The sequence below is a fragment of the Sphingomonas radicis genome (assembly GCF_051400635.1).
In the GTDB taxonomy this organism is placed as follows: Bacteria; Pseudomonadota; Alphaproteobacteria; order Sphingomonadales; family Sphingomonadaceae; genus Sphingomonas.
This window is the reverse complement of record NZ_JBLFFG010000001.1, coordinates 933462-947753: the sequence shown is the minus strand read 5'-3', so window position 1 is coordinate 947753 and position 14292 is coordinate 933462. Positions and strand designations below refer to the sequence as shown.

The 14292-nt window shown below is 68.8% G+C and carries 14 protein-coding genes, 1 pseudogene and 1 riboswitch; of the genes and pseudogenes, 7 read left to right on the top strand and 8 right to left on the bottom strand.

The annotated features are described in order from the left end of the window. The first annotated feature begins 386 nt into the window (after positions 1 to 386). Positions 387 to 1244, top strand: coding sequence for an SDR family oxidoreductase (locus ACMGDH_RS04300; protein WP_436826673.1), 858 nt, complete (start codon positions 387 to 389; stop codon positions 1242 to 1244). Between the two features lie 188 nt (positions 1245 to 1432). Here ACMGDH_RS04300 and ACMGDH_RS04295 read toward each other — a convergent pair whose 3' ends face one another. From ACMGDH_RS04295 to ACMGDH_RS04280, 4 genes are all read right to left on the bottom strand, one after another. Next, positions 1433 to 2191 carry a ThuA domain-containing protein gene (locus ACMGDH_RS04295; protein WP_436826672.1) on the bottom strand — a complete coding sequence of 253 codons (759 nt, stop codon included), beginning with the start codon at positions 2189 to 2191 and terminating at the stop codon, positions 1433 to 1435. A 254-nt stretch (positions 2192 to 2445) separates the two neighbouring features. Further along, complete coding sequence (locus ACMGDH_RS04290) at positions 2446 to 3063, bottom strand: YbhB/YbcL family Raf kinase inhibitor-like protein (RefSeq protein WP_436826671.1); 618 nt, start codon at positions 3061 to 3063, stop codon at positions 2446 to 2448. A 95-nt stretch (positions 3064 to 3158) separates the two neighbouring features. Beyond that, on the bottom strand, positions 3159 to 3932 hold the full coding sequence (locus tag ACMGDH_RS04285; RefSeq protein WP_436826670.1) for a hypothetical protein: 774 nt from the start codon (positions 3930 to 3932) through the stop codon (positions 3159 to 3161). A gap of 388 nt (positions 3933 to 4320) precedes the next feature. Beyond that, positions 4321 to 5595 (bottom strand): aspartate kinase, encoded by a 1275-nt coding sequence (locus tag ACMGDH_RS04280; RefSeq protein ID WP_436826669.1) that lies wholly within the window; start codon positions 5593 to 5595, stop codon positions 4321 to 4323. Positions 5596 to 5653: 58 nt separating this feature from the next. Between ACMGDH_RS04280 and ubiG the strand changes: the two genes are divergently transcribed. Further along, entirely contained in the window at positions 5654 to 6391 is a 738-nt protein-coding gene (gene ubiG / locus ACMGDH_RS04275) for a bifunctional 2-polyprenyl-6-hydroxyphenol methylase/3-demethylubiquinol 3-O-methyltransferase UbiG (protein ID WP_436826668.1), read from the top strand. Between the two features lie 157 nt (positions 6392 to 6548). Here the strand turns inward: ubiG and ACMGDH_RS04270 are convergent, their stop codons facing one another. Continuing rightward, on the bottom strand, positions 6549 to 7109 hold the full coding sequence (locus tag ACMGDH_RS04270) for a carbohydrate binding domain-containing protein (RefSeq protein ID WP_436826667.1): 561 nt from the start codon (positions 7107 to 7109) through the stop codon (positions 6549 to 6551). Positions 7110 to 7174: 65 nt separating this feature from the next. After that, positions 7175 to 7546, bottom strand: a complete 372-nt coding sequence (locus ACMGDH_RS04265) for a tRNA-binding protein (RefSeq protein ID WP_436826666.1) — start codon at positions 7544 to 7546, stop codon at positions 7175 to 7177. Between the two features lie 69 nt (positions 7547 to 7615). On the opposite strand from ACMGDH_RS04265, the gene ACMGDH_RS04260 reads away from it, so the two are divergent. From ACMGDH_RS04260 to ACMGDH_RS04240, 5 genes are all read left to right on the top strand, one after another. Further along, the gene (locus ACMGDH_RS04260; protein ID WP_436826665.1) at positions 7616 to 7804 is read left to right on the top strand and encodes a DUF3008 family protein; all 189 of its coding nucleotides are present in this window, start codon (positions 7616 to 7618) and stop codon (positions 7802 to 7804) included. 363 nt (positions 7805 to 8167) lie between these two features. Next, a complete protein-coding gene (gene rpe / locus ACMGDH_RS04255; protein WP_436826664.1) occupies positions 8168 to 8827 on the top strand; it encodes a ribulose-phosphate 3-epimerase in 660 nt (219 codons plus the stop codon). Beyond that, positions 8824 to 10557, top strand: a complete 1734-nt coding sequence (locus tag ACMGDH_RS04250) for a heparinase II/III family protein (RefSeq protein WP_436826663.1) — start codon at positions 8824 to 8826, stop codon at positions 10555 to 10557. Before rpe ends, ACMGDH_RS04250 begins: the two co-directional genes overlap by 4 nt. 41 nt (positions 10558 to 10598) lie before the next feature. Then, on the top strand, positions 10599 to 12170 hold the full coding sequence (purH, locus tag ACMGDH_RS04245) for a bifunctional phosphoribosylaminoimidazolecarboxamide formyltransferase/IMP cyclohydrolase (protein ID WP_436826662.1): 1572 nt from the start codon (positions 10599 to 10601) through the stop codon (positions 12168 to 12170). A gap of 150 nt (positions 12171 to 12320) precedes the next feature. After that, a riboswitch (ZMP/ZTP riboswitch) is annotated at positions 12321 to 12400 on the top strand. 20 nt (positions 12401 to 12420) lie between these two features. Then, positions 12421 to 13119 (top strand): DJ-1/PfpI family protein, encoded by a 699-nt coding sequence (locus tag ACMGDH_RS04240; protein WP_436826661.1) that lies wholly within the window; start codon positions 12421 to 12423, stop codon positions 13117 to 13119. Between the two features lie 10 nt (positions 13120 to 13129). Here the strand turns inward: ACMGDH_RS04240 and ACMGDH_RS04235 are convergent. Continuing rightward, positions 13130 to 13744 (bottom strand): annotated as a pseudogene (locus ACMGDH_RS04235) (UdgX family uracil-DNA binding protein); the annotation flags it as partial. 56 nt (positions 13745 to 13800) lie between these two features. Next, positions 13801 to 14265: a DUF6456 domain-containing protein gene (locus ACMGDH_RS04230; RefSeq protein WP_436826660.1), complete on the bottom strand. Its 465-nt coding sequence runs from the start codon at positions 14263 to 14265 to the stop codon at positions 13801 to 13803. Positions 14266 to 14292 lie beyond the last annotated feature (27 nt).

Sequence of the window (14292 nt, the reverse complement as noted above, 5' to 3'; positions counted from 1 at the left end):
ACTGGCACGCTCCCTGCAAAACATCTGGCATCGGCTACCGGATGGTCCGGACGCCGATCTACAGGGAGTAACTGCAATGACCGCTCGTCTCGAATCGATCCAGCACTCGGTGGCCCTCTTCGGCGCAGTCGTCTTCACCGCCGCGATGGTCCTCTTCTCCACCACCGTGATCCCCGCCATCGCATGATGCGCGCGCGGGACAAGGAGAGGATAGGCATGGCGATAAGCATGCTCGCGGCGCTGGCGCTCACTGCGCTGGTGACCACCGCCGCCGGCGGCGCGCAGGGCTCGGCCTTCTTCGGCTGAACCTGCCGCCGCAGCGGCAAGATGCGGAACTCAGGGCGTTCCGCACCGGTTTCCCCGGCACACTCCATGGGAGCCAGCCGATGAGCGAGACCGAAACCATCGAAATGATCCACGAGGACGCGCTGCCCGGACACGAGAGCGCGCTCGAGCCCAAGCCCGATTGGGAACCCCGCTACCCCGGCTCCGGCCGATTGAAGGACAAGGTCGCGATCGTCACCGGCGGCGACAGCGGCATCGGCCGTGCCGTCGCCGCGCTCTACGCGCGCGAGGGCGCCGACGTCGCGGTCCTCTATCTGTGCGAGCACGACGACGCCGAGAAGACCGCCGAGATCGTCCGCCGCGAGGGGCGCGAGGCGCTCACCATCGCAGGCGACCTGGGCGACAAGGATTTCTGCGACCGCGCCGTCGCGCAGGTGATCGAGAAGTTCGGCCGGATCGACGTGCTGGTGAACAACGCCGGCGAGCAGCATCCCGACAAGGACATCACCGGCATCACCGAGCAGCAGCTCAAGCGCACCTTCCAGACCAACATCTTCTCGATGTTCTTCCTCGTGCAAGCCGCGATGCCGCACCTCAAGCAGGGCGCGTCGATCGTCAACTGCACCTCGGTCACCATGTACCAGGGATCGAAGGAGCTGCTCGATTATAGCGCGACCAAGGGCGCGATCACCGCCTTCACCCGCAGCCTTTCCGAAAATTTGATCGAGAAGGGCATCCGCGTGAACGCCGTCGCCCCGGGACCGATCTGGACTCCGCTCAACCCGATGGGGGGCGCGAGCCCGGAGAAGCTCAAGGATTTCGGCAAGAACACCCCGATGGGCCGCCCGGGCCAGCCCAACGAAGTCGCCCCCAGCTTCCTGTTCCTCGCCTGCGAGGACGCGAGCTACATGTCGGGCCAGGTGCTCCACCCCAATGGGGGAACGGTGATCAACGGGTGAGGGGCGGCTGATGAACCCGATCCTCCCTCGCCAGGGCGAGTGTCAGGTTGACCGTGCCCCGCACGGTCAACCTGACACTCGCCGAAGGCGTCGGAGGGGGAGGATTCCAGAACCCGACGGCGTGATTCCTCCCCCTCCGTCAGGCTACGCCTGACACCTCCCCCTTGCGGGGAAGGATTGGCGATAAGCTACCGCCGCAGCACCCAGTCGATTCCGCCCTCCAGATGCTTCACGAACCACGGCTCGGCGAAGCTCTCCGCCGTGTGCCCCATCGCCGTGTAGAAGACGCGCCCGCCTTCGAATTCGTGCGCCCAGGCCATGGGCTTGGGGTTGACCTGCTTCTCGCCGATCGACGCCGGATCGAGAGTGGCGATCAGTTGCGCGGTGGGGTCATAGTCCTCGAAAAAATACCATTCGTCGGTGCGCCGCTGGGGCGATGCGAGCCCGCGCGCCGACGGATGCCGCGGCTCGGCGAGCGTCACGACTCCGCTGGGCGTCCCCTTGGGGTGGCTGCGGAACCAGCCGCCGATCATCCGCCCGTACCAGGGCCAGTGATAGTGCGAGTCGGCCGCGGCATGGATGCCGACGATGCCGCCGCCGCCGCGCACGAAGGTCTGGAGCGCGTCGCGGCGCGGACCGACGAACCATTCGGATGCGGGATCGTCGGGTTTGGTGGTGGTGCTGACCAGCACGATCGCCTTCACGCCGCGCAGACCTTCCGGGCTGAACACCGCAGGATCCGCGCTCGCCACCACTTCGAAGCCGCGGCGCTTGCCCATCGCCTGGAGCGCCGCCACCCCCGGCTCGATCGAAGTGTGGCGAAAGCCGGTCGAGTGCGAGAAGACCAGCACCTTGGGCTTGGGTTCCGGCGCCGCGGTCGCCGCCGAGGCGGCAAGGCCGAGCAGCGCCGATAGCGCTAACAACAGACGCGCGACGAACTTCGGCATGGATGTGATCCTCCCCTCACTATGTCCTGCAGAGCCTAGGACGTATCGGCTTTCGCTCCCCGCTGGAAGGGAAGAAGACAATCGGCTGCCCCGGCACCACCCAATCCTCCCCCGCCAGGGGGAGGTGGCAGGCGTAGCCTGACGGAGGGGGAGGTAAGCGACCAACTATCGGCGTGCTTCCGCCCCCTCCGACGCCTTCGGCGCCACCTCCCCCTGGCGGGGGAGGATTGGGGCCAAACTACCCGCCGGCATCCTCAAGCCACCGCGCCCTCGCCCGTCGGGCCGACCATCGCTTCCTCGCCACGCGAATAGATGCCCGTCAGCAGCCCGGCGGCGAGCACGCGCCCTGCCATCGCCTTGAGCAGCGCGCCGCGTCCCGGCGAATCCGCCACGTCCGGGCCCGGGCCGAGCGCAAAGAGCTGGAAGGCATAATGGTGCGGGCCGTGGCCGGTCGGCGGATCGGGCGGCAGCCAGCCTTCGCCGAGGTACGAATTGCGCCCCACGTCGCTGCCGCTGATTTCGCCGGCGCCGTCGGGCCGGATCGCGCCTTCGGGCAACTCACCATCGTGCGGCGGCAGGTTCCACACCAGCGCATGGACCAGCGGCTGCGGCGTCGGCGCGTCGGGATCCTCGACGATCAGCGCGATGCGCTCGGTCCCCTCGGGCACGCCGGTCCAGAACAGCGGCGGCGACACGCCATCACCGTCCGCGGTGAAGCGTTCGGGCATGCGTGCACCATTTGCAAAGGCCGGACTGGCAATATGCAAAGCTTCGAAGGCGCCGAGCTCGGGATGCGCGATCGCCAGCTTGTCGGCGCCGGCGCGCAGCCCCTTGAGCGCGCTCCCCAGCCAGTGCGGGACATGTTCGAGCATCGGCTCCTCCCATGCGGACGGGCCTCGTGCCGCAGTCCGCCAGCACCGGAACCAGCCGGAGCGCGTCTCGTTCCGGCGGCGCGCAGCTTACCCGTTCATTCGCGCCGGTAGTCGATCCGGATGCTCACCCAGGCGCCCACCATCTCGCGCCCGCCCTTGCGCGGCGGCCGCACGCGGAACTGCCACGCCGCCTGGCGCACCGACCCGGCATAGCCCGATCCGCGCGGCGATTCGCCCAGCTCCTGGCAATCCTCGACGCGGTAGCCGGCAACCGTCCGACACGCGATCAGCCCCCAGCCGGGGCCCCGCGCACGCGCCGAGAGATAGCCGGCGAGCTGCGCGTTGGTCGGGCGGGTGTGCCATTCGGCCGCATAGAGCGGCTCGCCATTCGGACCCCGGCCCCCGGCGAGCGGACTGTCGCCCACGCTGGATCCCGCGCCCTCCGCCTCGCGGTTCGACTCGGCAGCCGGGCCCGGCGGCGCCGGCCGCAGCCGGGCGAGATCGGACGCCGCATAGTCGCGGCGCGTCATCGGGATGAAGGGCAGCGGAAGCTCGGGCTGCTCGACGACCGGCGGCGGCGGCTCGACCTTGGGCGGCTCGGGTGGTGCGGGCCGCTCGGCACCGCCGGCGGCGCGCCCGGCCTTGGGCTCGGCAGTGTCGCGCTCGGGCGCAGCCGGAGCATCGTCGCCCTTTACCTCGATCCCGAACACCGTCGGCACCGGCGCTTCCTTCTTGCCGGTCAGCACCGGCGCGAGGAACAGCAGCAGCAACAGCGCGAGCAGCAACTCCACCGCCAGCGCGAGCAGCAACGCCGCACCCCTGCGCCCGAGCGAGAGCCGCCGTCCATCCAGGCTCGAGCGTATCGCCAACCGTCAGCCCCTCCCGAGCACCGCGGACGCGGCGGTCCGAATCCTCGCCCGATGCCCCGGCCTTGGGGCGGCAGCGCGTCCGAAACATGTCCGGAAAATATCGCCCAGAATATAGCCTCGCACCGAAATCGGGTGGCAAAATAGGATTTCGCCTGCTCTACCCTGATCGATGCGAGATCCTTCCACCCTCGGCCATGCGCAGCCTGACTCGCTCCGCGCAAAAACGTGCAAACGAGTCAAGCAGGTCAAGCTGGATCGGCCATTTTTGGCGGAAATCCGTGCTTTTCATTCAACCATCCGGTTGAACGATGGGCAGCCGCAAAGCGGGAGTCAGCCGCACGTTCAACCATCTGGTCGAATATCTCGGGTCTCCGGCGGGCGCCGCGACTCAGGCTGCGGGTTCAGCCTCGGCGTCGAGCCCATAGGCCGTGTGCAGGATGCGCACCGCCAGCTCGGTCTCGTCCTCGTCGATCAGCACCGAGACCTTGATCTCGGAGGTGGTGATCGCCTGGACGTTGATCCCGCGATCGCCCAGCGTCTTGAACATCGTCGCGGCGACGCCCGCATGGCTGCGCATGCCGACGCCGACGATCGAGACCTTGGAGACGCGCGTGTCGTGCCGCACTTCGGCATAGCCGATGCTGTCCTTCTCGCGGTCGAGCACGTCGAGCGCGCGAGCGAGCTCGGCAGTGGGCACGGTGAAGGTCACGTCGGTCGAGCCCGTCGAGTGCGCGATGTTCTGCACGATCATGTCGACGTTGATCGAGGCATCGGCGAGCGGGGTGAAGATCGATGCCACCGCGCCGGGGCGATCGGGCACGTTGGTCAGCGTGACCTTGGCTTCGTTCTTGTCGTGGGCGATGCCCGTGATCAGCTGGCGTTCCATTTCGTCGATCTCCTCCTCGCCCACGATCATCGTTCCGGGCAGGCTGTCCGCACCGGGCCCGTCGATGAACGACGAAAGCACCTGGATGCGGACCTTCTCCTTCATTGCGAGCCCCACCGAGCGCGTCTGGAGCACCTTGGCGCCGACGCTCGCGAGCTCGAGCATTTCTTCATAGGTGACCCGCTTGAGCTTACGCGCCCTGGGCACGATGCGCGGGTCGGTGGTGTAGACGCCGTCGACGTCGGTATAGATGTCGCAGCGGTCGGCCTTCATCGCCGCGGCCATCGCGACTGCGCTGGTGTCCGATCCGCCGCGGCCGAGCGTGGTGATGCGCCCCTGTTCTCCTTCGGCGCCCTCGGCGAGTCCCTGGAAGCCGGGGATCACTGCGACTTCGCCCTTGGCCAGGCTCGCGTCGAGCGCTTTGGTGTCGATGTCCTCGATCCGCGCCGATGCGTGCGCGTCGCTGGTGCGGATCGGCAGCTGCCAGCCGAGCCACGAGCGCGCCGGCACGCCGATCGCCTGGAGCGCGATCGCCAGCAGCCCGCTCGTCACCTGCTCGCCGGATGCGACGACGACGTCATATTCGCGCGTATCGTACAGCGACGATGCCTCGCGGCAGAAGCCCACCAGCCGGTCGGTCTCGCCCGCCATCGCCGAGACGACGACTGCAACCTGGTTGCCCGCATCACGCTCGCGTTTGACGCGCGCCGCGACGTTCCGGATACGCTCGATGCCGGCCATCGAGGTGCCGCCGAACTTCATCACGATGCGTGCCATGGCTGGTTGCTTGTTTCCGGGCCTTGGGGGAGATGGGGCGCCCTGATAGGAGGCACGCATGGCTAGCGCAACCAAAGCAACGATTGACCCCGCCCAAGCTGAGCATTTCGGCAGGCTGGCGAAGGACTGGTGGGATCCCAGGGGTTCCTCGGCGATGCTTCACCGGCTGAACCCCGCCCGGTTGGCCTATGTGCGCGAGGCGGTGGACGCGCATTGGGACGGTGACGGCGCCTCCTTCGCCCCGCTCGCCGGGCGGACCGCGCTCGACGTCGGCTGCGGCGCGGGGCTGCTGACCGAACCGCTCGCCCGGCTCGGCGCGCGCGCGACGGGAATCGACGCCGCTCCCGAGAATATCGGCGCCGCCACTGCCCATGCCGCCGCGATGGGCCTCGACATCGAATATATCGCCGGAGGGATCGAGAATCTGGCCGGGCGCCAGTTCGACCTGGTCGTGTCGATGGAAGTGATCGAGCATGTCGCCAATCCGCCGAGCTTCGTCGCCGGACTGGCCGGCGCGCTCGCGCCCGGGGGGCTGATGATCCTCTCGACTCCCAACCGCACCGCGCTCTCGCGCCTGGCGATGATCACGATCGGCGAAGGCACCGGCGCGATCCCCAGGGGCACGCACGACTGGCAGGCCTTCCTGACCCCCGACGAACTGACCGAGCTGCTTCAAGGCGCGGGGCTCCAGGTCAGCGACCTCCGCGGACTGGGCTTCTCCCCCGCGCGCGGCTTCGTGCTGAGCGACGACACCAGCCTAGATTATCTGGTCACGGCGCGGCGTGCGGGGTCGTGAGCCGGCCTCTTATCCTCCCCCGCCAGGGGGAGGTGTCAGGCGCAGCCTGACGGAGGGGGCGGAAGCACTCGGGTTCGCCGAGAGGGCATCGCCGTCCTCCCCCTCCGTCGCCTTCGGCGCCACCTCCCCCTGGCGGGGGAGGATCAATGGGCACCTCTCACTGCCCCATGTTCAGCACCGCAACCGGGCCGAGGTCGATCACCTGCTTGCCGGTGTTGAGGTGGAAGGCGGCCGAGAGCGCGCCCGCGGCATAGTCCTTGTCGGCCCTGCCCGCCACCTGAAGGAACTGCCATTCGGGTGTGACCTCGAACGGCTGGGTGAAGAGCGCGGTATAGGGCGCGGCGGAAAGCTGGATCTGCGCCCCCGCAATCCTGGCGGTGGCGGCCCCGTCCGCGGGCTTGCTGACCCGGGCATAGAAGGCGAGCACGAGCCGGTCGCCTGCCTTCACCGGCTGGAGCAGCGGCACGTTGACCCCCATGCTCCACGGATCGCCCGTGCCGGTGACCGGCAGCCGCAGCGCCTTGCCGCCCTGGACGGCGCCGTCCTTCACCACCTTGGGCGGCGGCGTGAAGCCATAGGCCTGGAAACTCGCCGGGTTGGTGTTGGTGATCACCTTGTCGGCGAGCGCCTCGTCCGACTGCGTATCCTGCGCCAGCCCCGGAACGGCGAACGCCGCCGGCACCGCCGCGGCGAGCGCGAGCGCGACTCTCAACTGCATGAATCCCCTCCTGTTTTTATGCAGGGGAGACTATGCCGACGGGTGCCGCCGTCAACAGCCTGCGCTCAGAAGAGTCTGCCCCCGTTCGGGACAGGGCGGCTCGGGTGGAACAGCATTACCTTACCGTCGGCATCGGGGAAGCCGAGCGTCAGCACTTCGGACATCACCGGTCCGATCTGGCGCGGCGGGAAGTTGACGACTGCCGCGACCTGCATCCCCGGCAGGTCCTCGAGTGCGTAATTCTCGGTGATCTGCGCCGAGGATCGCTTGCGGCCGATCGCCGGGCCGAAATCGATCAGCAGGCGATAGGCGGGCTTGCGCGCCTCCGGGAAAGGCAGCGCCTCGACGATCGTCCCGACGCGGATGTCGACGCTAAGGAACTGGTCGAAGCCGATGGTCTCGGCGGCGGGGGCGGCGGGATCGTGCGTGACGTGCATGGACAAGCCTCTTCGGGGAACGGGAGCGGCACGATCCCGGTTGATGCCGTACAGTCAAGGAGCAACGAAATGCCTGCCAAATCCGCAGCCCAGCAAAAGGCGGCCGGCGCCGCCCTTTCGGCCAAGCGCGGCGACACACCCAAATCGAAGCTCAAGGGCGCATCGAAGCAGATGGTCGAATCGATGACCGAGAAGGAGCTCGAGGAACTCGCCCACACCAAGCGCAAGGGCAAGAAAGAGCATGTGAGCAAGAATTAGGGTCTGTACCCAATACCCGCAACGGCCGGGATCGCCCGGAGAAATGGGCAGGCAAGGAGCGACGCGCAGCGCGGACCGGTGCGTCCGTGCAAGCGGTGCGACGCAGTCCTGCGCGCTTCTCCGGGCGACCGCGAAGCGGCGGACGGATTTTGGCGCAGGGCAGCGTCGCGAGCCAAGGGTTCCTTGGGGTCACGATGGCACCGCATCGCTCCCTCCTCGTTCCTCCCCCTGCGCCAAAATCCGCTCCGTCACGGCCGTTGCGGGTGTTGGGTACAGACCCTAAGCGCTCATCCGAGTCCTCGATCGGGCGAACGGCCGCAGCGAGCCGGTTGCACGCGATTCGGTCCATGCTAAGGACCGGATATGCCCGCAGTCCGCATCGCCCCCTCGATCCTCTCCGCCGATTTCGCCAGGCTGGGCGAGGAGATCCGCGCGATCGACGCCGCCGGCGCCGACTGGATCCATGTCGACGTGATGGATGGGCATTTCGTGCCCAACATCACCATAGGCCCGGGAGTGATCAAGGCGCTGCGCCCGCACACCGCCAAGCCGTTCGACGTGCATCTGATGATCGCGCCGGTCGACCCGCTGCTCGCCGCCTTCGCCGATGCGGGTGCCGACACGATCTCGGTCCATCCCGAAGCCGGCCCGCACCTCCACCGCACGCTGCAGACGATCAAGGCGCTGGGCAAGCGCGCGGGCGTAGTGCTCAACCCCGCGACTCCGGTCGACGTGGTCGAGCATGTGATGGACCTGGTCGACCTGATCCTGGTGATGAGCGTCAACCCGGGCTTCGGCGGGCAGAAGTTCATCGAGAGCCAGCTCCCCAAGATCACCGAGCTACGCCGCCGCATCGACGCGAGCGGCCGGGCGATCGACCTGGAAGTCGATGGCGGCGTCGATCGCGAGACTGCGCCGCGTGTGATCGCCGCGGGCGCCGACGCGCTGGTCGCCGGCACCGCGACCTTCACCGGCGGCCCCAGCCAATACGCCGCGAACATCGCCGCGCTAAGGCGCGCGTGAACGACACCAGGCCTGGTCCCGGCGCCGACGGGATCGAGGAGGGCAAGCGGCTCATCCGGCTGGCCGGCGGTCACGGGCTGAGCCTGGGCGAGCGGATCGCCGAGTGGCTCCAGCGACTGACCTGGGGCACCCCGCTCCATTCGATGCGCCTCACCGGGCGCTATCCGCTCAAGCTGATCACCGTTCCCGACGATCCCTTCCTCGGCGATGCCGAGCGCGGCAAGGCACTGCTCGAAGGCATGATGCTCTTCCAGGGCGAATTGCGCGAGATCGAGGGGCTCGATTTCGCGCGGCCGGATTGGACGCGGCGCTTCGACGACTATCTCCAGAGCTTCGCCTGGCTGCGCGATCTGTCGAGCGTCGCGCTGCGCGTTCAGGGCGCGCCGATCGCCGAGGCGATCATGCAGCGCTGGATCGCCGTCCATGGCGAGAAGGTGAGCGACGCGGCGTGGCGACCCGATCTGTGGGGCCGCCGCATCCTCTTCTGGATCGCCCACGCGCCGCTGATCCTCTCGTCCACCGACCTGATCTATCGCTCGAGCGTGCTCCATGCGCTCGCGCGCGGCGCCCGGCACCTCGACCGCTCCGCGGAACGTGCACCGGCGGGCGTGGCGCGGATCGCGGCATGGTGCGGCGTGCTCGCGGCGGGGCTGGTGATGCCGGGTGGCGACCCGCGGCGCGCTTTCGGCGAGGCAGGTCTCCGCCGCGCGATCGGTCAGTCGATGTCCGACGACGGCGGCGTCGTCTCGCGCTCGCCCGCCGACCAGTTCGAGGCGATCCAGCTCCTCACCCTGCTGGTCGAAACCTACGACGCCCGCCGGCTGGAGGCACCCGACTTCGTGCTGGCAGCCCGCACCCGCGCGGTGGCGGCGCTGCTCGGCCTTTGCCACGGCGACGGCGGGCTCGGCAGCTGGCAGGGCTCCGCTCCCGTACCGAGTGAAGTGATCGAGCAGGCGATCGAAGCGACCGGCGTGCGCACGCGTCCGCTCAAGCAGGCGCGCGAATGGGGGTATCAGCGGCTCGCTGCCGGCGGTGCTGTGCTGATGATGGACGCCGCGCCGCCGCCGGTGACTCGCGTAGCGGCCACTGGCTGCGCTTCGACGCTTGCATTCGAGCTTTCCGACGGCCCCGACCGGATCATCGTCAATTGCGGCGGCGCGCGCGCGGGATTGCGCCAGCTTCCGCCTGCACTGGTCGAGGGGCTGCGCACCACTGCGGCGCACTCGACGCTGGTGGTCGGCGACAGCAACTCGACTGCGATCCTCCATGACGGCACGCTGGGCCGCGGCGTGGTGGAAGTCGAGCTCGCGCGGCAGGAGACCGAGAACGGCAGCCGGATCGAGGCGAGCCACGACGGCTATGTCCGCCGCTTCGGGCTGCTCCACCGCCGCGTGGTGACGCTGTCGCCCGACGGCCGCGACGTCCGCGGCGAAGACCTGCTGCTGCCCGCCGGCCGGGTGCGGCGCAAGGGCGAGACTCCGTTCGCGGTACGCTTTCACCTCCACCCGCAGATCGAAGTGACGCCCACCGCCGACGGCCAGGCAGCGATCCTGCGCACCCCGCGGGGCAGGCTGTGGCAGTTCCGCTGCAAGGGCGGCGCGCTCGCAGTAGAGGAAAGCGTCTGGATCGACGCACGCGGCCGCGCGCTTCCCTCTCGGCAACTGGTGATGGCCGCTCAGGCGCCCGCGGGCGGCGCAAACATGAGCTGGCTGTTCCACCGGGCCAAATAGGGGCTTGCCCCGGCGCGTCCGATCCGGAAGAGGGCGCGGCCATGGACCAGGTCAAGATCAAGCGCGCACTCCTTTCGGTCTCCGACAAGACCGGCATCGTCGAACTCGGCCAGGCATTGGCCGCGCAAGGAGTCGAGCTCGTCTCGACCGGCGGCACTGCCAAGGCGCTGCGCGATGCGGGGCTCGCGGTGCGCGACATCTCCGATCTCACCGGCTTTCCCGAGATGATGGACGGCCGAGTCAAGACGCTCCACCCCAAGGTGCACGGCGGGCTGCTCGCGGTGCGCGACAACCCCGAGCATGTCGCATCGATGGAAGCACATGGCATCGGCGCGATCGACCTGGTGGTGGTCAACCTCTATCCCTTCGCCCAGACCGTGGCGCGCGGCGCGGGGCGCGAGGAGATCATCGAGAATATCGACATCGGCGGGCCCTCGATGGTCCGCTCGGCCGCCAAGAACCACGAATCGGTCGCGATCCTGACCGATCCTGCCGACTATCCGCTGGTCCACGGCGGCAGCACCACGCTGGAGCAGCGCCGCCGCTTCGCGATGAAGGCCTATCAGGCGACCGCCGCCTATGACGCCGCGATCGCCGGCTGGTTCGCGCACGTCGACCAGGGCGAGCGCTTCCCCGAGAGCGTGAGCGTGCCGATGATCAAGCAGGCCGAGCTGCGCTATGGCGAGAACCCGCACCAGATCGCCGCGCTCTACACCCAGGCCGCGGGCGGGGTGAACGGCATCGCTCAGGCGAAGCAGGTGCAGGGCAAGGAGCTCAGCTACAACAACTACAACGACGCCGATGCGGCGCTGGAGCTGGTCAGCGAATTCCGCGACGGCCCGCCGACGGTGGTGATCGTCAAGCACGCCAATCCGTGCGGAGTCGCTTCGGCCGATACGCTGATCGAGGCGTATCAGGCGGCCTTCGCCTGCGACACGGTATCGGCGTTCGGCGGGATCATCGCCGTCAACCGGCCGCTCGACGGCCCGACCGCAGAAGCGATCTCGGGCATCTTCACCGAAGTCGTCGCGGCGCCCGACGCCGATGAAGCGGCGCGCGAAGTGTTCGCACGCAAGAAGAACCTGCGGCTGCTGCTCACCGGCGAGCTGCCCGACCCGGCACGGCGCGGCCGCGCGATGAAGTCGATCGCGGGCGGCTTCCTGATCCAGTCGCGCGACAACGGCATGATCACGCGCGAAGACCTCAAGATCGTCACCCGGCGCGCGCCGACCGAGCAGGAGCTCACCGACTGCCTGTTTGCCTGGACGGTGGCCAAGCACGTCAAGTCCAACGCGATCGTCTACGCCAGGGGCGGTAGCACCGCAGGCATCGGCGCGGGCCAGATGAACCGGCTGGAAAGCGCGCGGATCGCGGCGTGGAAAGCCAAGGATGCCGCCGACAAGGCGGGCTGGGCCGAGCCGCGGACTATCGGCAGCGCAGTCGCCTCCGACGCCTTCTTCCCCTTCGCCGACGGGCTGCTCGCAGCCGTCGAGGCGGGCGCGACCGCAGTGATCCAGCCGGGCGGTTCGATCCGCGACGAGGAAGTCATCGCCGCTGCCGACGCGGCCGGGCTGGCGATGGTCTTCACCGGAATGCGCCACTTCCGGCACTGATCTGCCTTTCGGGGCGCGCCCGCCTGTCCCGTTCGCCCTGAGCCTGTCGAAGGGCGGTTCTCCACTTGCCGGTGCTCGCCTGAGCACGCCCTTCGACAAGCTCAGGGCGAACGGAAGGAATCGACCGCAGGCCGGATTCGCAATAGAATAGCGCTTCCGCGTGACTGGCGACTGGATGGAGCGCCATCGGGAAGCGCGGATCGCGAAGCTGCATCGCCTGGGCGCACCCCGTCGATCCCGGAGGACCGTCATGCCCGAACTCGCGCCGCTCCATATTGCCTTCCTGCTCTATCCGAACGTCACCCAGCTGGACCTGACCGGCCCTGCGCAAGTGCTCTCGCGGCTCGGCAATGCGAAGCTCGACCTCGTCGCCCGCACGCGCGACCCGGTGCCAACCGATGCGCAGTTCGCACTGACGCCCACTGCCACCTTCAGTGAGGTGACGCGCACCGACATCCTCTGCGTGCCCGGCGGATTCGGCACCGTGGCGGCAATGGAGGACGAAGCGACGCTCGCCTGGCTGCAGCAGGTGGCGGCGAGCGCCCAATGGGTGACCAGCGTGTGCACCGGATCGCTGCTGCTCGCCGCCGCGGGACTGCTCGACGGTTATCGCGCCGCCTGCCACTGGGCTTCGCGCGACCAGCTCGCATGGTTCGGCGCCGAACCGGTGGCCGAGCGCGTGGTGTTCGATCGCAACCGAGTGACCGGCGGCGGAGTGACCGCGGGAATCGACTTCGCGCTGGCGCTCACCGCAGCGATCCGCGGCGAGGAGCATGCGCGCTTCGTCCAGCTGAGCCTCGAGTACGATCCGGCCCCGCCCTTCGACAGCGGCTCGCCCGAGCACGCCGACCCGGAGACGCTCGCGCGCTACCATGCGATGGTCGATCGCTTCGCGCCCGGCCGTGCGGAAAAGGTGCGCGCGATAGCCGCGGCGCGCGGCTTCGACTGAGTTGCGCGCGTCAGGCGATTGCCTTCGCCGCGCCCTTCAGGTCTTCGACGAAAGCGGCGAATTCCTCCTCGGCGCGGCTCCTGTCGGGCATGCGCAGCAGGAAGCTGGGGTGGATCGTCACCCAGCCAAGCCCACCCTCCGCGAGATCGAGCGCGTGGCCGCGAGTCGCGGTGATCGTCACGGCCTTGCTCAGCATCTGGCGCGCCGCGGTGGCCCCCAGCGCGACCGTCATAGGCGGGCGGATGAGTTCGCGCTCGTGCGTGTACCACCAGCGGCATGCCGAGATTTCGCCTGCATTGGGTTTCGAATGGATCCGCCGCTTGCCGCGCCGCTCGAATTTGAAGTGCTTGACCGCATTGGTGACATAGACCGAGGCGCGGTCGATCCCGGCGGCGGCGATCGCGCGATCGAACATCTGCCCCGCCGGGCCGACGAACGGGCGGCCGGCAAGGTCCTCCTGGTCGCCGGGCTGTTCGCCGACGAAGACCATGCGCGCATCGACCGGCCCTTCGCCGAACACGGTCTGGGTGCCGCATTTGTAGAGATCGCAGCGGGTACAGTCCCGCGCCTCGTCGCGCAGTGCCTGCCATGCCGCCGCGATATTGCCGCCCGAGCTCCCTCGCGCCATCTGCCGTCTCCTCGCAGAGCCCAACGCAGACGCGCGCCCAGCTTTCCCGCCGATCAGTGGAGCCCGTAATGATCGGCGACCCGATCGAGCGCGAAGCCGAGCACCAGCTTCCCGGCTCGGCTCGGCCAGCCGAGCGCCTTTTCGGCGACGGTGAGCCCTTCGCCCGCGCAGACGACGCGCCACAGCACATCGTCCAGCCCCGGCCCCGCTGCGCCGATCGCGGCGTGGAAGCGGCGCTTGGCGGATATCTGCGCCAGCGTCGGATCGAGCGCTTCGGGTGGGCCCTGCCGACCCTTGGCAGCCGGCGCTGGATCCCAGCGCATCGTCACGCGCGGGCCCAGCGCTGCGGTCTCATAATCGGTGCGCAGCCGCTCCCCCGCCTCGAACTGGCGGGGACTGACATGACCCCGCGCGCGCAGCCAGGAGAGCGGCGATTCGGCAAGATTCACCGTCACGCTGCGGCCGCCGGCTGGCCCGCCGGTATTGGGATCGATGACGCGTTCAACGAGCTGGCGCATTTTTGATCTCCTTTTGTTCACACGACT